Below are 23,922 nucleotides of genomic sequence, written 5' to 3' on the forward strand. Positions count from 1 at the left end.
GGCTCAACGCGCGGCTGCGAGGCCGGTGTACTGCGGATGCTCGCGCAGGGTGGCGAAGCAGAAGCCCCGCTGCTTCAGGCCCACGATCAGCGGCTCCAGGTCGGCGGGCGCCCAAGGGTCCTTGCGCGACCAGATGCCCAGGTGCGCCACCAGGATGTCGCCCGCACGGACGTCGCGCAGGGCCTTTTTCAGCAGCTCGTCGTTGGGGTAGCGCTCGCTCGGCAGCTCATCGCCCAGGAAGCCGGCAGGCGCCCAGCCCACATGGCTGAAACCGCACTGGCGGGCGGCCGCCAGCAGCGCAGGCGAGGTCCTGCCCGCGGGGGCCCGGAACAAGGGAAGCATCGCCTGGCCGGTCATGGCCTGGAAGCGCTCGGCCGGCTTGCGCAGCTGCTCGCAGTACTGCGCGACGGTGAGCGTGGCCACCGGTGCGCCGGGCAGCGCGGTGGCTTTCATGCGGAAGCCGGCGCGGGTGTCGGCCAGCAGCACATCATGGTCCCAGGTGTGGGAGCCGAAGGCGTGGCCTTCGGCAGCGCGGGCCTTCCACCAGGGCGCCCATTGCTCGTCGAGGCTGGTGCCGCCGGTCTGCGTGGGCTCGTTGGCGAGAAAGAAGGTGGCCTTGACCTGCTGGCGCTGCAGCACCTCGGCGATCAGGGACGCGACGCCCATGTGGCCGGTGTCGAAGGTCAGGTAGACCGGCTTGCAGGAGGCCGACCGGGAGGCGGAAGCCGCGCCCGGCTGCAGGCCGGCAGCGACCGCGCTCGCGCCAGCCGCAACCGTCAGGACGAGCAGGCTACTGGCGCGCCGCATGGTCCAGCGTCCACACGCCATGCGGCGAGCGGCCCACCTTGACCTGCTGCACCACCTTCTTCTGCTGGATGTCGATCACGGTGAGCTTGCGCGCCCAGCGCGACGTGACCAGCAGCGTCTTGCCGTCGCTCATCAGGTCCATGCAGTCCGGGCCGCCCGGCGCCGGGTAGTTGGCCACCACGGCCATGGCCTGCGTGTCCACCAGGCTGATGGTGTTGGCGACCCGGTTGCTCACGAAGATGTGGCGCTTGTCGCCCATGCCGCGGAAGGCGTGGGCGCCCGCACCGGTCTTGATGCGCTTGACCAGGCTGGGCATGGCGCCGCTGACGTCGTACACCTCGACGAACTCGTCGCCGGTAAGGCCGACGAACAGGTGCTTGTCATCGGCCGTGAGCCACACATCGGCCGGCATCTTGCCTGTGGGCACGGTCCACTTCGGCGTCTGGGTGGCGATGTCGATCGCGATCAGCTGGTCGCTGTCCTGCAGCGAGGAGTAGACGGTGCTGCTCTTGCTGTCGATGGTGAGGTGGCTGGGCGTCTTGCCGGCCGAGATGCGCTTGACCAGCTGCAGCGGCTCGGCGGCGTTGGCCGGCACCCAGCGGTAGATGTCGATGTGGTTCAGCCGGTTGGCGGTGGTGACGAACCACTTCATGTCCGGCGAGAAGCGCAGCTGGTACGGATCGACGATCTTGGTGAGCGTGCGCTGCACCTCGCCGGTGGCCGGGTCGATGAAGAGCAGCGAATCGCTCAGCGCGTTGGCCACCAGCAGCGACTTCTCGTCCGGCGTGAGGTACAGGTGATGCGGCTCCTTGCCCGTCGGGATGCGGCGCAGCTCCGTATAGGTCTGCGCGTCGATCACGCTCACCGAGGCATCGAGCGAATTGAGCACAAACACGGGCCGCATCGGCGCTGCGGCCGCAAACACGGGAAGCGCGGCCAGCAGGCACGCGCCGATCAGGCGGGAAGGGAGCTTCAAGAGGGTGGCCCTGGGGGGATCAGGGCGGTAAGTGTAGGCGGCGGGGTGGTCGTTCGATCGACCGAAAAGCCTGATCGAAACCAGGCTCCAAAGTTCATTCGTCGTCGCCACCCAGCACGCCGCCCAGAAGCCCGCCGGCGCCAAAGCCGCCCAGCAACGAGCCTTCTTCCTTGCGGCCGCCGTTCTGCGGGGCCGCGGCAAACACCCGCGACGCCAGGCGCGAGAACGGCAGGCTCTGCAGCCACACCGTGCCCGGGCCGGTGACCTTGGCGAAGAACAGGCCCTCGCCGCCGAACAGCGCGGTCTTCACCTTGCCGACGTACTGGATCTCGAAGTTGACGTTGGGCGTGTAGGCCACCAGGCAGCCGGTGTCCACCATCAAGGTCTGGCCGGGTTGCAGCTCGCGCTTGAGCACGGTGCCGCCGGCGTGCACGAAGGCCAGGCCGTCGCCTTCGAGCTTCTGCATCACGAAGCCCTCGCCGCCGAAGAAACCGACCGACATCTTCTGCTGGAAGTGGATGCCGAGCGACACGCCGCGGGCCGCGCAGAGGAAGGCGTCCTTCTGGCAGATGAGCATGCCGCCCAGCTTGCTCAGGTCCATCGGCATGATCTTGCCGGGGTACGGTGCCGCAAACGCGATGCGCAGCTTGGTGCTGGCCTGGTTGGTGTAGATGGTGGTGAACAGCGATTCGCCGGTGAGCAGGCGCTTGCCCGCGCCCATCAGCTTGCCGAAGAAGCCGCCCTGGCTCTGCGAGCCGTCGCCGAAGATGGTGTCCATCGAGATGCCGGCGTCCATGAACATCATGCTGCCCGCCTCGCCGACCGCTGCCTCGCCGGGGTCGAGCTCGACCTCCACGAACTGCATTTCTGCGCCCTTGATCTCGTAGTCGACCACGTCCATTGCCATTTCGCGCTCCACTGAATATGTAAACGGCGGCGATGGTAACCAAAGGCCAGGGCACCACCGGAACGCCTGACGCGAAACCGACGGCGGCGTGACTGCTGGTGACAAGACGCTCGCAGAAGCATCATTTTGTTGCAATCGACCCGCTTTCCCGGGATCAGCGCCTTTCCAGCCCCACGGGACAATCGCCGATCCCGCCCATGGACATCCACCTGCCCACCCTGCTGCTGTTCAGCACCGCTCTCATGCTGCTGGCGGCAGGGGTCATGACCGTGTTCGGCAGTGTGCAGCGGGTGTATCGGGGCTACTGGTGGTGGGTGAGTGCCCAGTGGCTGAGCTGCGCCGGCGTGGCCCTGCAGGCCGGGCTGCTGCCCTCCTCACCGGCGGCCGTCGCCATGATGCACGCCTTGTTGCTGCAGTGGCCGGTGATCACCCTGGTGGGGCTGCGCCGCTTCCACGCCCGGCAACCGCTGCCCTCGCCCGCCTGGGTGGACGCCGCCCTGCTGGCAGCCGCCTATGGCGCGTGGGCCCTGCCCTGGCTGATGCAGGCGCCGCTGCTGGCGCGCATGGCGGCTTTTTCACTCGCGTCGGCGGTGCTGCATGCCTGGGTGGCCAGCCGGCTGCTGTGGGCCGGCTCCCACCGCGACAGCATGGCCCTGCGCGCCATCGGCGGCTTCCTCGGCGCCGTGGCCGGGGTGCAACTGGGACGCGCGGTGTATGCCGCGCCGGCGCCGGCGCCGGCCCAGGCGTTGCTGCTGCTGCAGGCCAGCGGGGTGCTGCTGGCGGTGACCGTGTCGCTGATCACCGTGTACCTCACCCTGCTGCTCACCTACGAACGCACCGAGCGCGAGCTGCGCGACTCGCGCCGCCGGCTGCGCTACCTGGCCAACGTGGACATGCTCACCCGCGTGCCCAACCGCCGGCGCTTCCAGGAGCTGGCGCGGCGCGTGCTGGAACGCGACCCACCCGGCACCGCTGCGGTGCTGATGTTCGACATCGACCACTTCAAGCGCATCAACGACGTACTGGGCCATGCGGCCGGCGACCGGGCGCTCAAGCTGGTGTCGCGCTGCGCCCAGGAGACGCTGCGCGCCTGCGACGTGGCGGGCCGGCATGGCGGGGACGAGTTCGTGCTGCTGCTGCCGCGCACCGACGTGAGCGACGCCATGGCGGTGGCCTCGCGCATCGCCGCACGGGTGCAGATGCGCACCGAGCCGCTGGGGCTGCCACCCTTGTCGCTGAGTTTCGGGGTGGTGCAGACGCTTGCCGGCGAAACGCTGGCCGAGGCGCTGCACCGGGCCGACCAGGCCTTGTATGAAGCGAAGCGGCAGGGTCGCGGACGTGCAGTGACCGCGCATGGCGACGAGGATCAACCTGTCTTCGGCGAAAGCCGGCGCCTCGGGCTGACCCCCACGTAGCGGCCATGGCGCCCACCGGGCGCCGCCCATAATGCGCGGGTCCCCATCGCGCCGCTTCCCTGGCCCATGAGCAACGCTGCCGCCCTCCCCGGCTCGCCTTCCGACGCCCCTGCCGCACCCCGGCCGGGCGACACCTATGTGCAGTCCTTCGCCCGCGGCCTGGCAGTGATTCGCTCGTTCAGCGCCCACGCGCCCAGCCAGTCGCTGTCGGAGGTGGCGGCCCGCACCGGCCTCACCCGGGCCGGCGCCCGCCGCATCCTGCTCACGCTGGAAGGCCTGGGTTATGTGGAATGCCAGGGCCGCCAGTTCCGGCTCACACCCAAGATCCTCGACCTCGGGTTTGCGTACCTCTCGTCCCTGCCGCTGTGGAACCTGGCCGAGCCGGTGATGGAAGAGCTCGTCGCGCAGGTGAAGGAGTCCTGCTCGGCCGCGGTGCTGGACGGCACCGAGCTGGTGTACGTGCTGCGTGTGCCCACGCACAAGATCATGAGCATCAACCTCGGCATCGGCAGCCGCCTGCCGGCCTATTGCACCTCGATGGGCCGGGTGCTGCTGGCCGGCCTGCCGCCCGACGAGCTGGAACGCCGCCTGCACGCCAGCCCGCTCGAAGCCCGCACGCCGCGCACCGTGGTGGACGTGGCCGCGCTGATGCGGATCGTTACGCAGACGCGCGAGCAGGGCTGGGCGCTCGTCAACCAGGAGTTGGAAGAGGGTCTGGTATCGCTGGCCGCACCCATCCTGGACCGCGGCGGCCGCACGATCGCTGCGTTGAACATCAGCGGCCAGTTCAATCGCACGCCGCCCGAGCACATGCTCACCCACTTCCTGCCACGCTTGCGCAGTGCGGCGGACCGCATCTCGCAGTTGCTGGGCACCAAGGCTGCCGCGCTGTAGGGAACGTTCACGGTACCGACGGGGTCGCAAGTGGACACCACCAGAACACACGACCCCCATTGATCGACAGAGAGTGCATCTTCGTGCTCGGGGCGCAGGACCCCGAGATGCGCGAAATCGAAAAGACCGTCACCTCCGCCGGCTTCGCCTGCCTGCACGCAGCCCGCGAAGGCCGGCGCACCACGGCTCAGACCGCCTATCTGGCCGACGGCGTGGTACGGGCCGGCCTGGACGGCGTTGCGCGCTCCGCCGTGCTGCCACCCAAGGCGCCCGCCGTGTTTGTCGAGTGCGGCATCGTGGGCCGAACACCAGCGCTGCGCGTGGACCACCACCACCCCGGCGACCCCGGCTACGAGATGCCGGCCGAGCGCTTTCTTGACGGTTCATCGCTGGGCCAGGTGCTGCAACTGCTCGAACGCGAACCCACCGAAACCCAGCGGCTGCTGGCCGCTGGCGACCACTGCCTCACCGCTGCATACCAAGGCGCGTGTCCCGGCGTGGAGCCGGGCGAGCTGTTGTTCCTGCGCGCGGCCTGGCAGGCCAAGATGAGCGGCCGCAGCCTGAGCGATGTGATTGAGGGCATCCTCGCCGCGGCCCGGCAGGTGCGCCGGCAACATGACAGCGAATTCGGTGAAAGCCGGTTCTTCGACCCGACCCGCGTACCCAAGGACCTGCCGGAAGGCGCTGCGTATGCCGGCATCGCGGTGCGCTACCGCGCGCTGCTGCCCGATGGCGTGCTGAAGGAAATGCTCAAGGGAGCGTCGCCCGAGCACATCGAGCGCTTCATCGCCGAACACCAGGAAGCCGGTCGCCAAGCCTATGGCAACCCGTACCGTGGGTATGCCGGCGCCTACTGGTCGGCCACCTGAAGCTCGGTATTTTCAGGGCCAGGCGAAGTCGACCCCTGGTCGCCCGGGCAGTCGTCCCACAGCGAATCGGCGAGTTCGAGCACGGCCTGGACCGGCACGTCATCCACCAACGACACCTCGTGCGGGCAGGCGTCGGTCATGGCGTTGCGGCCACACAGCGGGCAGTTCATGCGCCATGAGGTCGCCACCCGCTGGGTGCGCGTGCTTAACGGCCCGAAGCTGCGCACATTCGCGACCCAGAAGATCGCCACGGTCGGGGTGCCGAGTGCGCGCGCCAGGTGCACCGGTCCGGTGTCGTTGGACACCAGCAACCGCGCGCGCGCCAGAAGGCCTGCCAAGCCACCGACCGACAAGCGGCCGGCCAGGTCGATGGCAGGCTGGCGCATGGCGCGGCACACCGCCGAGGTGAGCGCACTTTCCGGGGCGCTGCCATGCACCGCCACCACCGCGCCGCGTTCAGCGAAGGCGTCGCCCACGGCAGCAAAACGCTCCGGCGCCCAGCGCTTTTGCGCATGGCTGGCACCCGGCTGCAGCACCAGCAAGGGCGCCGGCGTCGGCGGCACCACGGCAGCCGCCTCCGCCACATCGCCCGGCCGCAGGGCCAGCTGCGGCTCCAGGGGCGCACTCGTTGCACCGGCCAGCCCCACACATTCCAGCAGCTGCAGGCTCACCGGATGGTGATCGTCCACATAGGGCAGGTTCCGGTCCAGCGGCTCGGCGTCCGGCGCGCACAGGCCGACGCTGAGGCGAGCGCCCAGCCGCCGCACGAAAGGATTGCTGTAGCGCCCGCCGCCATGCAGTTGCACTGCGAGGTCGAAACGGCGCGCGCGCAGCCGGTCCACCAGCGCTTGCACGGCACCGGGCTCGAACGGAGCATTCGGATCCACGCTGACGCCGGGCACGGCCGGCAACTCGATCACCTGGTCCACCGGCCCCGACCGCTCGCGCAGGAAATCGGCATGCCAGCGCTTGCCCAGCAGCACCAGCTCAGCGTGCGGATAGGCGCGTTTCAGCGCCGTGAGCGCGGGAAGCGTGACGATGAAGTCACCCACCGCATTGGCGCGCAACACCGCGATCTGCCGCACATCGGGAAGCCGGCCGCCAGCGGGTGGGAAAGGGCTGTGGGCGTCGCTGCTCATGGCCATGCCCAGCAGCAGCACACGTGCCTGGAGCGGCACGCTGCGTCAGAAAAAGAGATGGTGGAGCCGGCGGGAATCGAACCCGCGTCCGCAAGCCATCACCGGACAGTTCTACATGCTTAGCTGACTGATCTGAGTCTCACGATGCGGTCGCGCAGCAGCACGCTACCAACATCGCCAGTCACTGAATCTCGTTCTGAGCCGAGTGACCCAGCTCAGAACCAGCCAATGTGAATGACCTCTCAGCCCTTGCGAGCACGGCCCATTGGCCAACCGTTGAGAGGCTCACCGGTGTTAAGCGGCGAGAGCGTACGAAGAGTCGTTCGCAGTTACTTTGTTTCCAGATGGATTTACGAGCTGACTGGTGCTCGGCATGCCCTGCGCCGGATCCGTACCCACGTCGAAACCAGGTCGGCCCCAGGAAACGAGAGTTTAGGCCAATCCCAGCCAATTCAAGAGTTCGCCCGGCGATTCCAGCACTTTGTCCGCGCCCCACTGGGCCACGGGCGCTTCCTGCCCCAGGTAGCCCCAGCTGGCGGCAAAGGTCGCCATGCCGGCGGCCCGGCCGGCCTGCACGTCGCGTGCATCATCGCCCACATAGATGCACTGGCCCGGCTCACAGCCCAGCCGGCGTGCCGCCTCGAGCAGCGGCTCGGGGTGCGGCTTGGCGTGCGGCGTGGTGTCTCCGCAGATCACCACGGCGGCCCGGCGGTCCAGCCCCAGGCCCTGCAGCACCGGCGCGGTGAAGCGGGTGGCCTTGTTGGTCACCACGCCCCACGGCATGCGGGAGCGCTCCAGCGCGAGCAAGAGGGGCTCGACCTCGGCAAAGACGGCCGTGCGTTGTGTGAGCACCTGGGCATAACGCGCCAGGAACGCGTCGCGCAGGCTCTCGAAGTCCGCATCACCGGGGCCGATGCCGAAAGCGGCCCCCACCATGCCGCGTGCGCCAGCGCCCACCATCGGGCGCAGCGCTTCGTAGGGCAAGGCCTCCAGGCCGCGCGCCTGGCGCAACCAGTTGGCAGCGGCCGCAAGGTCCGGCGCGCTGTCGATCAGCGTGCCATCCAGGTCGAACAGCACCGCCCGCACCCTGGTGCCTGGATCGGAAGCCGTCACCACGCGATCCGTCTCGATCGTGTTCAGCGTGGTCGTCATGCCGGCTTCCTGCAGGCCACCAGGTAATTGACACTGGTGTCGCCGGACAGCCAGCAGCGCTGGGTCAGCGGGTTGTATTCCATGCCACGGGTCTGCTGCAGCACCAGGCCGGCGTCACGGCACCACTGCGCCAGTTCGCTCGGACGGATGAAGCGGGCGTATTCGTGTGTGCCCTTGGGCAGCAGCTTCAGCACATGTTCCGCACCGACGATCGCAAAGACAAACGCCTTGGCGTTGCGGTTGATGGTGGAAAAGAACACCCAGCCACCCGGCTTCACCAACGCGTGGCAGGCACGCACGATGGAGGCGGGCTCGGGCACATGCTCCAGCATCTCCATGCAGGTGACGACGTCGAAGGCACCCGGCATCTCGACGGCCAGTGCTTCGGCAGGCACCTCGCGGTATTGCAGCTGCTCGACGCCAGCTTCCATGGCATGCAGCTGCGCGACGCGCAGGGGCTTGGTCGCCAGGTCAATGCCCAGCACCGACGCACCGCGCCTGGCCATGGACTCGGCCAGGATGCCGCCACCGCATCCCACGTCCACCACACGCCTGCCCGGCAGGCGCGCCAGGCTGTCGATCCAGTCCAGCCGCAGGGGGTTGATCTGGTGCAGCGGCTTGAATTCGCTGTTCGGATCCCACCAGCGGTGGGCCAGCTCGCTGAATTTGGCGAGCTCCTGGGGATCGGCGTTGACGGTGGCAGTCATATTCCCCAATGGTACCGAGTCGGAAAACAAAAAGCCCCGCCGAGGCGGGGCTTCAAGCAACCAACCAGACGCTGGATTACTTCTTGGTACGGGTACCGACCACTTCGATTTCCACGCGGCGGTTCTTGGCGCGGCCTTCGGAGGTCTTGTTGTCGGCCACAGGCGACTTCTCGCCCTTGCCTTCGGTGTACACGCGGTTCTTCTCGATGCCCTTGCTCACCAGATAGTTCTTCACCGCGTCGGAACGCTTGACGGAGAGCTTCTGGTTGTAGCCGTCGGTACCCACCGAGTCGGTGTGGCCGACAGCGATGATCACCTCGAGGTTGATGCCACCGGTCTTGCTGACCAGGTCATCCAGCTTGGCCTTGCCTTCGGGCTTGAGCACAGCCTTGTCGAAGTCGAAGAAGGTGTCAGCAGCGAACGTGACCTTCTCGCTCACCGGCGCGGGCGGAGCAGGCGGCGGCGGGGGCGGAGCCACCGGGGCCGGAGCCGGCGGGGGCGGCGGGGGAGCCACCGGCGGGGGCGGCGGCGGCGGCTTCAGGGCACCGTCGCAATCGGCATCTGCCGTAGCGGGTGTCCAGTTGGCATCGCGCCAGCAGAGTTCATTGGTCCCGTTCTTCCAGACGGTGCCATCGGCTGCGCGCCAGTTGTCTCCACCGGTCTTGACCTGTGCAAAGGCCGCCAGCGGAGCGACGAGCGCAGCTGATGCAAAAAGCACCGCCACACTGTTGAGTTTCTTCATGATTCTCCTCTCAAGGAAAGCCGCAGAAGCCTGCGAAACGTCCAAATCGGAAGCGAGATAACCTGGCAAACGCCCGGTTTGGCGAGCGCTCACCACCGATGACCCATTGTGCCAGCCGACTCATCGGATGCTAGTCATTTTGGGCTTCCAGGCCATGTCGGGCAGGAGCCTTGTTGCGCTGGTGCTACAGGCACCGCCCTTTAGAATCGGTGTTCCAACCCCCTGAGCCTTTCGCGGCTGAGCCCTTCAGCCAGTGGATCGAGCCCGCCTGCCTCCATGACCCAGTTCGCCAAGGAAACCATCGCCGTCAGTCTCGAAGAGGAGATGCGGCGTTCCTACCTCGACTACGCGATGAGCGTGATCGTCGGCCGTGCGCTGCCCGACGCGCGCGACGGCCTCAAGCCCGTGCACCGGCGCGTACTGTTCGCGATGCACGAGCTGAACAACGACTGGAACCGGCCCTACAAGAAGTCGGCGCGTATCGTCGGCGACGTGATCGGTAAGTACCATCCGCACGGCGACACCGCGGTGTACGACGCGATCGTGCGCATGGCGCAGGACTTTTCCCTGCGCCACATGCTGGTGGACGGCCAGGGCAACTTCGGCTCGGTGGACGGCGACAACGCCGCGGCCATGCGGTACACCGAAATCCGCCTCGCCAAGATTGCGCACGAGATGCTGGCCGACATCGACAAGGAAACCGTCGACTTCGGCCCCAACTACGACGGGTCGGAAAAAGAGCCGCTGGTGCTGCCCAGCCGCCTGCCCAACCTGCTGATCAACGGCTCGGCCGGCATCGCGGTGGGGATGGCCACCAACATCCCGCCGCACAACCTCAACGAGGTGGTGGACGCCTGCCTGCACCTGCTGAAGAACAGCGAGGCCACGCTCGAGGAGCTGATGGAGATCGTGCCGGCGCCGGACTTCCCCACTGCCGGCATCATCTACGGCATCACCGGGGTGCGCGAGGGTTACCGCACCGGGCGCGGCAAGGTGATCATGCGCGCCAAGTGCCACTTCGAGGACATCGGCAAGGGCGAACGCCAGGCGATCATCGTCGACGAGATCCCCTATCAGGTGAACAAGAAGACGCTGCTCGAGCGCATCGCCGAGCTCGTCAACGACAAGAAGATCGAAGGCATCAGCCACATCCAGGACGAGTCGGACAAGTCCGGCATGCGGGTGGTCATCGAGCTCAAGCGCGGTGAAGTGCCCGAGGTGGTGCTGAACAACCTGTACAAGCAGACGCAGCTGCAGGACACCTTCGGCATGAACATGGTGGCGCTGATCGACGGTCAGCCGCGCCTGTGCAACCTGAAGCAGCTGCTGGACGTCTTCCTGGACCATCGGCGCGAGGTGATCACCCGCCGCACCGTGTTCGAGCTGCGCAAGGCGCGCGAGCGCGGCCATGTGCTCGAAGGCCTGGCGGTGGCGCTGGCGAACATCGACGAGTTCATCGAGACCATCAAGACCTCGCCCACCCCGCCGGTGGCCAAGCAGGCGCTGATGAGCAAGAGCTGGGACTCGTCGCTGGTGCGCGAGATGCTGGTGCGCGCCGAGGCCGACACGCCGGGCGGGCGCGACGCCTTCCGCCCCGAAGGCCTGCCGCCGCACTACGGCATGCAGACCGACGGCCTGTACCGCCTGTCCGACGACCAGGCCAGCGAAATTCTGCAGATGCGCCTGCAGCGCCTGACCGGCCTGGAGCAGGACAAGATCATCGGCGAGTACAAGGACGTGATGGCGCAGATCGCCGATCTGCTGGACATCCTGGCCAAGCCGGAGCGTGTCACCTTCATCATCGGCGAGGAACTCACCTCGCTGAAAACCGAGTTCGGGCAGAGCAAGCTGGCGGCCCGCCGCAGCCACATCGAGCACAACGCGCTGGAGCTGGGCACCGAAGACCTGATCACGCCCACCGACATGGTGGTGACGCTCAGCCACACCGGCTACATCAAGAGCCAGCCGCTCACCGAATACCGCGCCCAGAAGCGCGGCGGCCGCGGCAAGCAGGCCACCGCGACGAAGGAAGACGACTGGATCGACCAGCTCTTCATCGCCAACACCCACGACTGGATCCTGTGCTTCAGCAACCGCGGCCGCGTGTACTGGCTGAAGGTGTGGGAGGTGCCGCAAGGCTCGCGCAACTCGCGCGGCAAGCCGATCGTCAACATGTTCCCGCTGCAGCCGGAGGAGAAGATCACCGTGGTGCTGCCGCTCACCGGTGAGTTCCGCACCTTCCCGGCAGACCACTACATCTTCATGGCCACCGCGCTGGGCACCGTGAAGAAGACCTCGCTGGACGAGTTCAGCAATCCGCGCAAGGCCGGCATCATCGCAGTGGACCTGGACCAGGGCGACTTCCTCATCGGCGCCGCGCTCACCGACGGCAAGCACGACGTGATGCTGTTCTCCGACGGCGGCAAGGCGGTGCGATTCGACGAGGACGATGTGCGCGCCATGGGCCGCCAGGCCCGCGGCGTGCGCGGCATGATGCTCGAGGAAGGCCAGCAGGTCATTGCCATGCTGGTGGCCGAGGACGAGACGCAGAGCGTGCTGACCGCCACCGAAAACGGCTACGGCAAGCGCACTTCCATCGTCGAGTACACCCGCCACGGCCGCGGCACCAAGGGCATGATCGCCATCTCGCAAAGCGAGCGCAACGGTAAGGTGGTTGCCGCCACCCTGGTGCGCCCGGAAGACGAGATCATGCTGATCACCGACAAGGGCGTGCTGGTGCGCACCCGGGTACGCGAGATCCGCGAACTCGGCCGCGCCACCCAGGGCGTGACCCTCATCGCGCTGGACGACGGCTCACAGCTGATCGGCCTGCAACGCATCGTCGAGAACGATGCCAACGTCGACACCGACACCGACATCGCCGGCACCCCCGGCGAGGAGAACAACTCTTGAAATTCCGCATCCTGACGCTGGCACTTTCGCTGGCTTTTGCTTCCGCCGCCCACGCACAAGGCAGCGCCGCCAGCGCACCGGCCCCGTCGTCGCCTGCCAAGAAGGAGCTGGTCCAGCGCGTGCTGAAGCTGCAGCAGCCCGGCATCGAGAACATGGCCCAGCAGCTGGCCGAAGAACCCGTGGCCCAGCTGGCGCCGCAGGCCAACATGGCGCTGCAGAGCAAGGTGCCGGCCGACAAGCGCGAGGCCGTGATGAAGGACATCCAGGCCGACATCAAGAAGTACCTCGATGAAGCGGTGCCGCTGGTGCGGGAACGCGCCGGCAAGCTGGCGCCCACCATCATCGGCCCCATGCTCGAAGAGCGCTTCAGCGAGGACGAACTCAAGCAGCTGGCAGGCTGGCTGGAATCGCCCGTGGTGCGCAAGTACCAGCAGATGGTGCCGGAGATCCAGAAGGGCCTGGTGGAGAAGCTGGCAGCCGATGTGCGGCCCGCCATCGAACCCAAGGCGCGCGCGATGCAGGCCGCCATGGCCAAGCACCTGGGCGTGCAGCCGGCGCAACCGGCCGGCCCTGCGGCGTCGGGCGCGGCCCCCGCCAAGAAGAAGTGATGGACCAGCGCGCGTACAACTTCGCTCCGGGGCCCGCAGCGCTGCCCGAAGAGGTGCTGCGCGAGGCCGCTGCCGACATGCTGAACTGGCATGGCAGCGGCATGGGCGTGATGGAGATGAGCCATCGCGGCCGCGAGTTCATCTCGATCTATGAAGAAGCGGAATCACTGGCGCGTGAGCTGCTCGCGGTGCCGGCTCACTTCCGCATCCTCTTCATGCAAGGTGGTGGCCTGGGCGAAAACGCGATCGTGCCGCTGAACCTGTCGCGTGGTGGCAAGGCCGACTTCGTGATCACCGGCAGTTGGTCGCAGAAGTCGCACAAGGAAGCGCAGCGCTATTGCGATGCGGCCGTGGCGGCCAGCAACCAGGCCGACGGCCACACCCGCCTGCCCGATCCTTCCAGCTGGCAGCTGCGCGATGGCCTTTCGTACGTGCACGTGTGCAGCAACGAAACCATCAACGGCGTCGAGATGCACACGCTGCCCGACCTCAAGGCGCTGGGCTGCGACGCGCCGCTGGTGGCCGACATCTCCTCGCACATGGCTTCGCGGCCGGTGGACTGGTCACGCCTGGGCCTGGCCTTCGGCGGCGCCCAGAAGAACATCGGCCCCGCCGGCCTGACGCTGGTGTTCGTGCGTGAAGACCTGCTGGGCCATGCGCTGCCGATCTGCCCCTCGGCCTTCGACTACAAGACCGTGGCCGAGCACCAGTCGATGTTCAACACGCCGCCCACCTACGGTATCTACATCGCCGGGCTGGTGTTCAACTGGCTCAAGCGCCAGGGCGGCATCGCGGCCATCGAGCAACGCAACGTCGAAAAGGCGCGCCTGCTGTACGAGTGCATCGACGGCTCCGGCGGCTTCTATGTCAACCGGGTGGCTGCCAACTGCCGCTCGCGCATGAACGTACCCTTTTTCCTGCACGACGAAAAGCTCAACGACAGCTTCCTCGCCGGTGCCAAGGAGCGTGCACTGCTGCAGCTCAAGGGCCACAAGAGCGTAGGTGGCATGCGTGCTTCCATCTACAACGCAATGCCGCTGCAGGGCGTGCAGGCGCTGGTGAGCTACATGCGCGAGTTCGCGGCCCGCCATGGCTGATGCTGCCGCCCCAACACCCGATCTGCTGGCGCTGCGCGAGCAGATCGACGCCGTCGACCGCGACCTGCTGGACCTGCTGAACCGCCGCGCCGGCCTGGCGCTGGCGGTGGGCGAACTCAAGAAGAAGGAAGGCTCGGTGGTGTTCCGCCCCGAGCGTGAGGCGCAGGTGATCGACGGCTTGAAAGCTCGCAACCCGGGGCCGCTCAAGACCGAAAGCGTGGCGCCGATCTGGCGCGAGATCATGTCGGCCTGCCGTGCGCTGGAAACGCCCACCCGCGTGGCCTACCTCGGCCCGGCCGGCACCTTCAGCGAGGAAGCCGCGCTCGGCTTCTTCGGCGCCTCCATCGTGCGGGTGCATTGCGCCAGCATCGACGAGGTGTTCCGCATGACGAGCGCGGGCGCCGCCGACTTCGGCGTGGTGCCGGTGGAGAACTCCACCGAAGGCGTGGTGGCCCGCTCGCTGGACCTGTTCCTCACCGAGCCGCTGTTCATCATCGGCGAGACCAGCCTGTACGTGCGCCAGAACCTGCTGCGGCGCGACGACGGGCTGCAGGGCGTGCAAGCGGTCTGTGCGCACCCCCAAGCGCTGGCGCAATGCCACGGCTGGCTCTCCAACCACCTGCCGCACGCCGAGCGACGGCCGGTGTCCAGCAACGCCGAAGGCGCCCGGCTGGCCGCGCAGGACGCGTCGCTGGCCGCCATCGCCAGCGTGCGCGCGGCCAGCGAATACGGCCTGCATGTGGTGGCACCCGGCATCCAGGACGATCCGCACAACCGCACGCGTTTTGCCATCGTCACCCGGCCCGATCGCCACCCGCAGCCCAAGGCCTCGGGCCATGACTGCACCAGCCTGGTGGTCTCGGTCACCAACCGGCCGGGTGCCGTTCACGACATGCTGGTGCCGCTGAAGCGCAACGGCGTGTCCATGACGCGCTTCGAATCCCGCCCGGCCCGCTCGGGCCAGTGGGAGTACTACTTCTACATCGACCTGCAAGGTCACCCGGACCAGCCCCACGTGGACGCCGCACTGCACGAACTGCGCGCAGCCTGCGCCTTCTTCAAGATCCTTGGCACCTATCCGCTCGACGTCCACTGATATGACGAGCCCCCACGCTCACTTCGTTCACTGCCCCCCGTGGGGGCGCTCAGCGCCCTTGGGGCGGCCCGGCAGGCGCTGATCCATGTTTACTCAGCTAGGAGTCATCGGCTGCGGCCTCATGGGCGGATCGTTCGCGCTCGCGCTCAAGCGCGCGGGCCTGGTCAAGCGCGTCATCGGCTACAGCAAATCACCCTCCACCACCGAACGCGCCAAGAAGCTGGGCGTGATCGACGTGGCGGCGGAGTCGGCGCTCCTCGCGGTGTCGGGCTCGGACATCGTGCTGATCGCGGTGCCGGTGGCGGCCAGTGAAGCCACCTTCAAGGCCATCCGCCACCTGGTGGAGCCCGGCGTGCTGTTCATGGACGTCGGCAGCACCAAGCGCGACGTGGTGGATGCCGCCCGCCGCGTGCTGAAGGAGCGTGTGGGCGCCTTCGTGCCGGCGCACCCCATCGCCGGCAAGGAAGTGGCCGGCATCCAGAACGCCGACGCATCGCTGTACACCGGCCGCCAGGTCATCCTGACGCCGTTGCCGCAGACCACCGCCGAGCTGATCCAGAAAGCCACCGACGTGTGGTCGGCCATCGGCTCGCATGTGCTGAAGATGACGCCGGAGAACCACGACGCGGCATTTGCCGCCGTGAGCCACCTGCCGCACATGCTGGCGTTTGCCTACTTCAGCTCGGTGGTCAAGCAGCCGGCGGGCAAGGACTTCCTCTCGCTGGCCGGCCCCGGCTTCCGGGACTTCACCCGCATCGCCGCAAGCGACCCCACGGTGTGGCGCGACATCCTGATGTCCAACCGGGAGGAGGTGCTGAAGCAGTCGCAGCGCTTCCGCCATGCGCTGGATGCGCTGGAGCACGTGGTCCGCTCGGGCAACGTCGAGGCGCTGGAGGACCTGATCCGCAAGGCCTCCGACGCCCGCGCCGGCTGGCAGATGAACGCGCCCAAATCGTCGCGCTGATGCCGGCCTGCATCGTTCACCGCCCGGCCTCGCGCCTGCCGGTTTCCACTTGAAGCACCTCGGCCGACCCTGAGATGTTCGACATTCCCTTTCTTGATCTGCCGCCGATGGACGGCGCCTCTGGCACCGTGCGGCTGCCGGGGTCCAAGAGCATCTCCAACCGCGTGCTGCTGCTGGCCGGTTTGAGCGCCGGCACCACGGTCGTGCGCGACCTGCTGGACTCGGACGACACCCGCGTCATGCTGGCCGGCCTGAGGCAGCTGGGGGGCACCATCGAGGCCGAGGGCGACGGCAGTGTGCGGGTCACCGGCCTGGGCGGGCGCCTGCAAGTGCAGGAGGCCGCCCTTTTCCTCGGCAACGCCGGCACCGCCATGCGGCCGCTGGCCGCAGCGCTGGCGGTGTTGGCGGCGACACAAGGCGGCCGGTTCGAGCTGGCCGGCGTGCAGCGCATGCACGAACGGCCGATCGGCGACCTGGTGGACGCGCTGCGCCAGCTCGGGTGCAACATCGACTACCTGGGCACCGAGGGCTATCCGCCGCTGCGCCTGAGCGGCCAGCCGGGTGGCCGGCTCACCACCGCCGCGCCGATCCGCGTGCGCGGCGACGTGTCCAGCCAGTTCCTCACCGCCTTGCTGCTCGCCCTGCCGCTGGTGAGCCAGGACGGGCCGATCACCGTGGAGGTCGAAGGCGAGCTGATCTCCAAGCCGTACGTGGAGATCACGCTCAACCTGCTGCGGCGCTTCGGCATCACGGTCGCGCAGGACGGCTGGAGCCGTTTCACCATCCCGCAGGCCAGCGCCTACTGCACGCCGGGCGAGATTCACGTGGAAGGGGACGCCTCGTCCGCCTCCTACTTCGTCGCACTGGGCGCCATTGCGGCCCACGGCGGCCGGGTGATCCGCATCGAAGGCGTGGGCGCCGACTCCATCCAGGGGGACATCCGCTTCGTGGAGGCCGCGCAGGCCATGGGCGCTCAGGTGCAGGCCGGCGCCGGCTGGTTGGAAGTCCGGCGCGGGGAATGGCCTCTGCGCGCCATCACGCTGGACTGCAACCACATCCCGGACGCCGCCATGACGCTGGCGGTGATGGCGCTCTATGCACATGGCACCACCCGCCTGAGCAACATCGCCAGCTGGCGTGTCAAGGAAACGGACCGCATTGCCGCCATGGCGGCCGAGCTCCGCAAGGTGGGTGCCACGGTCGTCGAAGGCGGCGACTTCATCGAGGTGCAGCCGCCCGCGCGCTGGCAGGCTGCCGCCATCCACACCTACGACGACCACCGCATGGCGATGTGCCTGTCGCTGGCGTCGTTCAGCGGCCTGGCAGGTGCTGAGGTCCCCGTGCCGCAGCGCATCCTCGACCCGCGCTGCGTGGGCAAGACCTTCCCCGACTACTTCGAAGCCCTGTTCCACCTGGGCCAGGCGGCGCCGCACCGGATTCCGGTCATCACCATCGACGGCCCCACCGCCTCCGGCAAGGGCACCCTGGCCAGCGCGGTAGCACACCGCCTGGGCTACCACACGCTGGATTCCGGGTCGCTCTACCGGGTGACTGCGCTGGCGGCCATCCGCCACGGGGTGCAGGGCGACGACGTGCTGCGCCTGCCGGCACTGGCCCGCAGCCTGCAACTGCGTTTCCAGGGCGAGCGCCTGTTGCTGGACGGGGTGGACATCACCGACGAGCTGCGCCTGGAGGAAGTGGGCTCCATGGCCTCGCGCATCGCCGCCCTGCCCGAGGTGCGGCTGGCGCTGAACGACCTGCAGCTGTCCTTCCGCCGCCTGCCCGGGCTGGTGGCCGACGGGCGCGACATGGGCACGGTGATCTTCCCCGACGCGCGGCTCAAGGTATTCCTCACGGCCAGCGCCGCCATGCGCGCCGAGCGGCGGCATAAGCAGTTGATTCAAAAGGGAATTTCGACTAAACTTGCCGACCTTCGCGCGGACTTGGAGATGCGTGACGAGCGGGACAGAAACCGCACCGTCGCCCCCTTGAAGCCCGCCGAAGACGCGGTGCTGCTGGACAACTCGGCCCTCACGATCGAGCAATCGGTCGATGAAGTGCTGAAGTGGTGGCAGCAACGCAACCCCTTCTGAAGGCGCTGCCCGCGCATTTGGAAGGGCCGGGCCCGGTGCTTTCCCTCCTGTGCTGCCAAGCACGCTGAAGCGCCGGTTTCATTCAACTCAACCGGCAGCTTCGTGCTGCACACCGTCGGCGCTCGAGCCGACACCAGGAAACACCATGCCCCAAACCCAATCCGCCACCACGGGCGGCGACAGCTTTGCCGCCCTCTTCGAAGAATCGCTGCAAAAGAGCGACATGCGCGCCGGCGAGGTCATCTCCGCCGAAGTCGTGCGCATCGAACACAACTTCGTGGTGGTGAACGCCGGCCTCAAGTCCGAAGCCTATGTGCCCATCGACGAGTTCAAGAACGACCAGGGCGAACTCGAAGTGCAGGTCGGCGACTTCGTCTCGGTGGCCATCGACGCCATCGAAAACGGCTACGGCGACACCATCCTGTCGCGCGACAAGGCCAAGCGCCTCGCCTCCTGGCTGAGCCTGGAAACCGCGCTGGAATCCGGCGACTTCGTCACCGGCACCGTCTCCGGCAAGGTCAAGGGCGGCCTGACCGTGCTGGTCAACGGCATCCGCGCCTTCCTGCCCGGCTCGCTGCTGGACACGCGCCCGGTCAAGGACATGAGCCCGTTCGAGGGCAAGACCATGGAGTTCAAGGTCATCAAGCTCGACCGCAAGCGCAACAACGTCGTGTTGTCGCGCCGTGCCGTGGTCGAGGCCTCCATGGGTGAAGAGCGCGCCAAGCTGCTCGAGACGCTGCAAGAAGGCGCCATCGTGCACGGCGTGGTCAAGAACATCACCGAATACGGTGCGTTCGTCGACCTGGGCGGCATCGACGGCCTGCTGCACATCACCGACATGGCTTGGCGCCGCGTGCGCCACCCGAGCGAGGTGGTGCAGGTCGGTCAGGAACTGTCGGCCAAGGTGCTGAAGTTCGACGCCGAGAAGAACCGCGTCTCGCTGGGCATCAAGCAGCTGGGTGACGACCCGTGGCACGGCGTGTCGCGCCGCTACCCCACCGGCACCCGCCTGTTCGGCAAGGTCACCAACATCGCCGACTACGGTGCGTTCGTCGAGATCGAGCCGGGCATCGAAGGCCTGGTGCACGTCTCCGAAATGGACTGGACCAACAAGAACGTGGCCCCCAGCAAGGTCGTGTCCCTGGGCGACGAAGTCGAAGTCATGGTCCTCGAGATCGACGAAGACAAGCGCCGCATCAGCCTGGGCATGAAGCAGTGCAAGGCCAACCCGTGGGAAGAATTCGCTTCCAACGTCAAGCGTGGCGACAAGGTCAAGGGCCCCGTCAAGTCGATCACCGACTTCGGCGTGTTCGTTGGTTTGTCCGCCGGCATCGACGGCCTGGTGCACCTGTCCGACCTGTCCTGGCACGAGCCGGGCGAAGCGGCCGTGCGCAACTTCAAGAAGGGCCAGGAAGTCGAAGCCATCGTGCTGGCCGTGGACGTGGAGCGCGAGCGCATCAGCCTGGGCATCAAGCAGCTCGACGGTGACCCGTTTGCCACCTTCACCACGCTGAACGACCGGGGCGCCCTGGTCACCGGCAAGGTGAAGACGGTGGACGCCCGCGGCGCCGAGATCCAGCTGACGGACGACGTGACCGGCTACCTGCGCGCTTCGGAAATCTCCCGCGACCGCGTGGAAGACGCCCGCAACGTGCTGAAGGAAGGCGACGAAGTCAACGCCATGATCATCAACATCGACCGCAAGCTGCGTTCGATCCAGTTGTCGATCAAGGCCAAGGACTCGGCCGACCAGCAGGAAGCCATGCAGCGCCTGTCGGCCACCAACGAGCGCGAGACCGCCGGCACCACCAGCCTGGGCGCCCTGCTGCGCGCCAAGCTGGACAACCGCGACGAAAAGTAATCGTTGCCCCCCAACGCCTGTGGCGCCGCGCCCCGAGAGCCCGGAAGGGCTCGCTCTCACGAGCCCGGGGGCTGCTCGCCCAGGCTTGGGGCGGCCCGGCACCTGGGCTCGTATCCGTAGACCTCAATGACCCGTTCCGATCTCGTGGCCGAGCTGGCCGAACGTTTCAGCCAGCTCACCCACCGCGACACCGAATTCGCGGTCAAGACCATCCTCGACGCGATGTCCGACGCCCTGGCGCGCGGGCACCGCATCGAGATCCGGGGCTTCGGCAGCTTCTCCATCAACCGCCGCCCGCCTCGTGTGGGCCGCAACCCGCGCAGCGGCGAGCAGGTGGTGATTCCGGAGAAGCTGGTGCCGCACTTCAAGCCGGGCAAGGCCTTGCGTGAGTCGGTGGATGCCAACATTCCGGTCGAAGACGACACTCCGAAGAACGAGGCGCCATCGGCCTGAGCTCTTGCAGACCACCTGACCAAGCCGTGACTCGCCGTCACGGCTTTTTTCTTTGCCGGCCGCATCCGGCCCGGCCGGAGGTGCGCAGCTCATAGAATCGCCGCCGGAGTCGTGATGCGCATCTTTGTCTGGCTCGCCAGAGCCTTTGTTTTTTTTGCCCTCTTCGCGTTTGCGCTGAACAACCAGCAGGAATCCGCCGTGCGCTGGTTCTTCGGCTACGAGTGGCGTGCGCCCATGGTGATCGTCGTGCTGACCGCCTTTGCCGGCGGCTGCGTGTTCGGTGTGCTCGCCATGGTGCCCAGCTGGTGGAAACATCGTCGCGTGGCGCGCCGCCATGCCCCGCTCGACATGCCCGCCAAGCCGCAGGCCGCGCCACAAGCCGCGGCCCCGCTGTCGGATTTCGGTCCCGAACACCCGCCGCGCGATGGACTTTGACCTTCACTGGCTGCAATGGCTGCTGCTCGGCATCCCGATCGCCTTCGCGTTCGGCTGGCTGGCATCCCGCTTCGACCTCAAGCAGCTCAAGCGCGACCAGCGCGACACACCCAAGCCCTACTTCAAGGGCCTGAACCTGCTGCTCAACGAACAGCAGGACAAGGCGATCGACGCCTTCATCGAGGCGGTGCAGCAGGATCCGCAGAGTTCGGACCTGCACTTTGCGCTCGGCAACCTCTTCCGCCGCCGTGGCGAGTTCGAACGCGCGGTGCGCGTGCATGAGCACCTGCTCAACCGGGCGGACCTGCCTGCCGCCGAGCGCCAGCGGGCGCAGAACGCCCTGGCGCAGGACTTCATGAAAGCCGGCTTGTTCGACCGTGCCGAGGCCGCCTACCGCGCCCTGGAAGGCACGCCGTTCGACACCGAAGCGCGGCTCGCCCTGCTGGGCCTGTATGAACGCTCGCGCGACTGGAAGGCCGCCGCCGACACCGCCGCCAAGCTCGAACGCAGCGGCACGGGTTCCTTCGCCACCCGCATCGCGCACCACTGGTGCGAAGTGGCGCTGGATGCCGACGAGCGCGGCCAGCACGCCGAAGCCGATGATGCCTTGCGCCGTGCGCGAGAGGTGGCGCCGCATGCCGCGCGGCCGCTGGTGTTGATGGGCCAGCGCCTGGCCCGGGCCGGCCGGCACGGGGAGGCGCTGGAGGCCTGGAACGAGCTTCGGCGCCGCGCCCCGGCGGCCTTTCTGCTGGTGGCCACCGACTACGCCAAGAGTGCCGTGGCCAGCGGAGAAACCACTGCAGCGCTCAGTGCGCTGAAGGCTTTGCATGAGCGTCAGCCCAGCATCGACCTGTTGCATGCGATGGCGGTGCTGGACCCCTCGCCCGACGCGGTGCAGCAGCGCCTGGCAGCCCAGATGCGCACCCAGCCGTCGCTGGCGGCCGCCCTCGACGTGCTGGATTCGCCACCCGCGGCCTGGCCCGGCGAGACGCTGGGCGCACTGCGCCAGGCGGTGGCCAAGGCCGCCAAGCCCTTGCAGCGTTATCGCTGCGCAGCCTGCGGCTTTGAGGCGCAGCACTATTTCTGGCAGTGCCCGGGCTGCCTCAGCTGGGACAGCTACCCGCCGGTGCGCATCGAGGAGCTCTGAGCCTCATCCACCAGGCGCAGCACCGCCTGCAGCGAGGGCACCTGCCCTCTGCCGCCAATGCTGGCCACGGGCCCGCTGCCGGTGATGCCGGCCAGGCCCGGCTCATGGTCGCAATAGATGCCCACCGTGGGCCGGCCCAGCGCCGCACCCAGGTGCGTGAATCCGGTGTCCAGGCCCACCACGATGGTCGCACGGCCCAGCACGGCAGCCGTGTCCTTCACCGACAGGAACGGCGGCACCACGCCGCCACAGCCGTGCGCAATCGCCTCCGCCATGTGGCGCTCGGCGTCGCTGCCCCACAGCACCACCGGCGGCAGGCCTTGGCCGGCGAGGTGTTGGCCGACCGATGTCCAGTCGCGGTTTGGCCACAGCTTCTCCGGCCGGCTCGCGCAAGGGATCAGCACGCTGAAGGCCGCGGGCGCCGCCCACTCCGGCGCTGGGGCCTGGATGCCGAACTCCGGCGCAGTGGCCGGCAAGGCATAACCGAGATGCGCTGCGGCGAGCCGGCGGCAGCGCTCCACCGCTTGCATCTCCCAGGGCACGTAGACCTTGCGAGAGTAGAAGCGCGACGCAAAAGGATCGCGGATGCCGGGCCGTTCGTAGCCGACCAGCGGCCCCCGCGCCAGGCCGCCCCAGACCACGCTCTTGAGCAGGCCCTGCATGTCCAGCACCACGTCATAAGGTTCACGGCGCAGCTGCTGCCGCAGCTGGCCCATCGCCTGCCAAGTGGCCCGGTCGAACAGCCGCTTGCGCCATTTGCGCCAGGCCAGGGGCAGCACCTGCTGCACGCCGGGGTGCAGCGCAGGGATGGCTGCAAAAGGCGCTTCCACCAGCCAGTCGGCGTGCAGGCCGGGCACGTGGCGGACCATGTCCGACAGCGCCGGCAACGCGTGCACCACGTCGCCCATCGACGAGGTCTTGACGATCAGGACACGCATGCCGGGCCCGGTGCAGCTGCGACGCGCATGCTCACGCCTGGCCGCCGCGGGCTTGGCGTTCGGCCACCAGCACCGGGTTGAAACGCGGGTCGTTGTACATCTTGAACTGACGGTAGACCTTGAAGTAGGCCCGCCCGGCCTGCGCGTCCGCCAGCAGGCTGTCCAGGCAGGCGCCCAGGTCGGCGCGCTGCTCCAGCAGGCGCTGCAGCTTCACCTGGCTGGTGGCGATGTGGGCGGCGTCGGCGTCGGTGCGGCGGGTCTGCTGCGCCATCGCGTGCACCTTCAGCGCCATGATGGACAGGCGGTCGATCATGCTGCCGGCGGTTTCGCTGTTCAGGCGCGCGCCGGCGGGCACGCGGCTCACTGGTGCGTCGCTGTTGGCGGACGCCGGGTCCACCAGGCCCAGGGCGACCAGCAGCAGTTCGTCCACACGTTCGGTGGCATCGTTGCGGGCCTGGTTGAAACCATCGATTGCGCGCTTGTTGGCAGCGATTTCCGCGTCGCTCACCTGGGTGCGGCGTGCCAGGTCTTCCTCGGCCCACAACCGGCTGTTGAACAGGTGGTTGGTTTCGATCCAGTGCCACACCGACGCCTGCGGCTGCGAGGGTGCATGCGACTTCGGCCAGCCGGGCCGGGCCAGCAGTTGGTCGTGCAGCGAGATCACTGCGTCGGCGGAAGGGAGTGGCTGGTTCATGGCGGAATGCAGGGC

Annotated in this window: 22 protein-coding genes and 1 other RNA gene; 13 read left to right on the forward strand and 10 right to left on the reverse strand. The window is 67.8% G+C overall.

Annotated features, from left to right (window positions below):
- Nucleotides 1-3: 3 nt before the first annotated feature.
- From VPH43_RS04730 to VPH43_RS04740, 3 genes are all read right to left on the reverse strand, one after another.
- On the reverse strand, nt 4-807 hold the full coding sequence (locus VPH43_RS04730; RefSeq protein WP_328576504.1) for a polysaccharide deacetylase family protein: 804 nt from the start codon (nt 805-807) through the stop codon (nt 4-6).
- Nucleotides 791-1,711 (reverse strand): YncE family protein, encoded by a 921-nt coding sequence (locus tag VPH43_RS04735; RefSeq protein ID WP_328576837.1) that lies wholly within the window; start codon nt 1,709-1,711, stop codon nt 791-793. The genes VPH43_RS04730 and VPH43_RS04735 overlap by 17 nt, the downstream gene beginning before the upstream one ends.
- Nucleotides 1,712-1,877: 166 nt before the next feature.
- Nucleotides 1,878-2,690, reverse strand: coding sequence for a TIGR00266 family protein (locus tag VPH43_RS04740; RefSeq protein ID WP_328576505.1), 813 nt, complete (start codon nt 2,688-2,690; stop codon nt 1,878-1,880).
- A gap of 197 nt (nt 2,691-2,887) precedes the next feature.
- Between VPH43_RS04740 and VPH43_RS04745 the strand changes: the two genes are divergently transcribed.
- The 3 genes from VPH43_RS04745 to VPH43_RS04755 all read left to right on the forward strand — a co-directional run bounded on the left by VPH43_RS04745 (nt 2,888) and on the right by VPH43_RS04755 (nt 5,868).
- Nucleotides 2,888-4,105, forward strand: coding sequence for a GGDEF domain-containing protein (locus VPH43_RS04745; RefSeq protein WP_328576506.1), 1,218 nt, complete (start codon nt 2,888-2,890; stop codon nt 4,103-4,105).
- Nucleotides 4,106-4,171: 66 nt separating this feature from the next.
- Nucleotides 4,172-4,999: an IclR family transcriptional regulator gene (locus VPH43_RS04750; protein WP_328576507.1), complete on the forward strand. Its 828-nt coding sequence runs from the start codon at nt 4,172-4,174 to the stop codon at nt 4,997-4,999.
- Between the two features lie 107 nt (nt 5,000-5,106).
- Entirely contained in the window at nt 5,107-5,868 is a 762-nt protein-coding gene (locus VPH43_RS04755) for a hypothetical protein (RefSeq protein ID WP_328576508.1), read from the forward strand.
- Here the strand turns inward: VPH43_RS04755 and VPH43_RS04760 are convergent.
- The 5 genes from VPH43_RS04760 to ompA all read right to left on the reverse strand — a co-directional run bounded on the left by VPH43_RS04760 (nt 5,850) and on the right by ompA (nt 9,608).
- Complete coding sequence (locus tag VPH43_RS04760) at nt 5,850-7,046, reverse strand: glycosyltransferase family 9 protein (protein WP_328576509.1); 1,197 nt, start codon at nt 7,044-7,046, stop codon at nt 5,850-5,852. The two genes, VPH43_RS04755 and VPH43_RS04760, sit on opposite strands and share 19 nt — an antisense overlap.
- A 19-nt stretch (nt 7,047-7,065) precedes the next feature.
- Nucleotides 7,066-7,426, reverse strand: a transfer-messenger RNA (tmRNA) gene (ssrA, locus tag VPH43_RS04765).
- Nucleotides 7,427-7,439: 13 nt separating this feature from the next.
- Nucleotides 7,440-8,159, reverse strand: a complete 720-nt coding sequence (gene gph / locus VPH43_RS04770) for a phosphoglycolate phosphatase (protein ID WP_328576510.1) — start codon at nt 8,157-8,159, stop codon at nt 7,440-7,442.
- Complete coding sequence (ubiG, locus tag VPH43_RS04775) at nt 8,156-8,866, reverse strand: bifunctional 2-polyprenyl-6-hydroxyphenol methylase/3-demethylubiquinol 3-O-methyltransferase UbiG (RefSeq protein ID WP_328576511.1); 711 nt, start codon at nt 8,864-8,866, stop codon at nt 8,156-8,158. The genes gph and ubiG overlap by 4 nt, the downstream gene beginning before the upstream one ends.
- Nucleotides 8,867-8,942: 76 nt before the next feature.
- Nucleotides 8,943-9,608 (reverse strand): outer membrane protein OmpA, encoded by a 666-nt coding sequence (gene ompA, locus VPH43_RS04780; RefSeq protein WP_328576838.1) that lies wholly within the window; start codon nt 9,606-9,608, stop codon nt 8,943-8,945.
- A 276-nt stretch (nt 9,609-9,884) separates the two neighbouring features.
- Between ompA and gyrA the strand changes: the two genes are divergently transcribed.
- The 10 genes from gyrA (at nt 9,885) to lapB (ending at nt 22,275) form a co-directional block, all read left to right on the forward strand.
- Nucleotides 9,885-12,521: a DNA gyrase subunit A gene (gene gyrA, locus VPH43_RS04785; RefSeq protein WP_328576512.1), complete on the forward strand. Its 2,637-nt coding sequence runs from the start codon at nt 9,885-9,887 to the stop codon at nt 12,519-12,521.
- Complete coding sequence (locus VPH43_RS04790; protein ID WP_328576513.1) at nt 12,518-13,129, forward strand: hypothetical protein; 612 nt, start codon at nt 12,518-12,520, stop codon at nt 13,127-13,129. The genes gyrA and VPH43_RS04790 overlap by 4 nt, the downstream gene beginning before the upstream one ends.
- Entirely contained in the window at nt 13,129-14,226 is a 1,098-nt protein-coding gene (serC, locus tag VPH43_RS04795) for a 3-phosphoserine/phosphohydroxythreonine transaminase (RefSeq protein ID WP_328576514.1), read from the forward strand. Before VPH43_RS04790 ends, serC begins: the two co-directional genes overlap by 1 nt.
- Nucleotides 14,219-15,322, forward strand: coding sequence for a prephenate dehydratase (pheA, locus tag VPH43_RS04800; RefSeq protein ID WP_328576515.1), 1,104 nt, complete (start codon nt 14,219-14,221; stop codon nt 15,320-15,322). Before serC ends, pheA begins: the two co-directional genes overlap by 8 nt.
- An 85-nt stretch (nt 15,323-15,407) precedes the next feature.
- Nucleotides 15,408-16,286, forward strand: a complete 879-nt coding sequence (locus VPH43_RS04805) for a prephenate dehydrogenase (RefSeq protein WP_328576516.1) — start codon at nt 15,408-15,410, stop codon at nt 16,284-16,286.
- 74 nt (nt 16,287-16,360) lie between these two features.
- The gene (locus VPH43_RS04810; protein ID WP_328576517.1) at nt 16,361-18,379 is read left to right on the forward strand and encodes a bifunctional 3-phosphoshikimate 1-carboxyvinyltransferase/cytidylate kinase; all 2,019 of its coding nucleotides are present in this window, start codon (nt 16,361-16,363) and stop codon (nt 18,377-18,379) included.
- A 145-nt stretch (nt 18,380-18,524) separates the two neighbouring features.
- Entirely contained in the window at nt 18,525-20,240 is a 1,716-nt protein-coding gene (gene rpsA, locus VPH43_RS04815; protein ID WP_328576518.1) for a 30S ribosomal protein S1, read from the forward strand.
- Between the two features lie 126 nt (nt 20,241-20,366).
- Entirely contained in the window at nt 20,367-20,693 is a 327-nt protein-coding gene (locus VPH43_RS04820) for an integration host factor subunit beta (protein ID WP_328576519.1), read from the forward strand.
- 114 nt (nt 20,694-20,807) lie between these two features.
- Nucleotides 20,808-21,128 (forward strand): LapA family protein, encoded by a 321-nt coding sequence (locus tag VPH43_RS04825; protein ID WP_328576520.1) that lies wholly within the window; start codon nt 20,808-20,810, stop codon nt 21,126-21,128.
- The gene (gene lapB, locus VPH43_RS04830; protein ID WP_328576521.1) at nt 21,118-22,275 is read left to right on the forward strand and encodes a lipopolysaccharide assembly protein LapB; all 1,158 of its coding nucleotides are present in this window, start codon (nt 21,118-21,120) and stop codon (nt 22,273-22,275) included. Before VPH43_RS04825 ends, lapB begins: the two co-directional genes overlap by 11 nt.
- On the opposite strand, the gene waaC is transcribed toward lapB, so the two are convergent.
- A complete protein-coding gene (gene waaC / locus VPH43_RS04835; RefSeq protein ID WP_328576522.1) occupies nt 22,245-23,213 on the reverse strand; it encodes a lipopolysaccharide heptosyltransferase I in 969 nt (322 codons plus the stop codon). The genes lapB and waaC overlap by 31 nt on opposite strands.
- A gap of 31 nt (nt 23,214-23,244) precedes the next feature.
- Nucleotides 23,245-23,907: a DUF4254 domain-containing protein gene (locus tag VPH43_RS04840; RefSeq protein WP_328576523.1), complete on the reverse strand. Its 663-nt coding sequence runs from the start codon at nt 23,905-23,907 to the stop codon at nt 23,245-23,247.
- Nucleotides 23,908-23,922: the final 15 nt, after the last annotated feature.

This window comes from Ideonella sp. BN130291 (assembly GCF_036231905.1).
GTDB lineage: Bacteria > Pseudomonadota > Gammaproteobacteria > Burkholderiales > Burkholderiaceae_C > CAMLIZ01.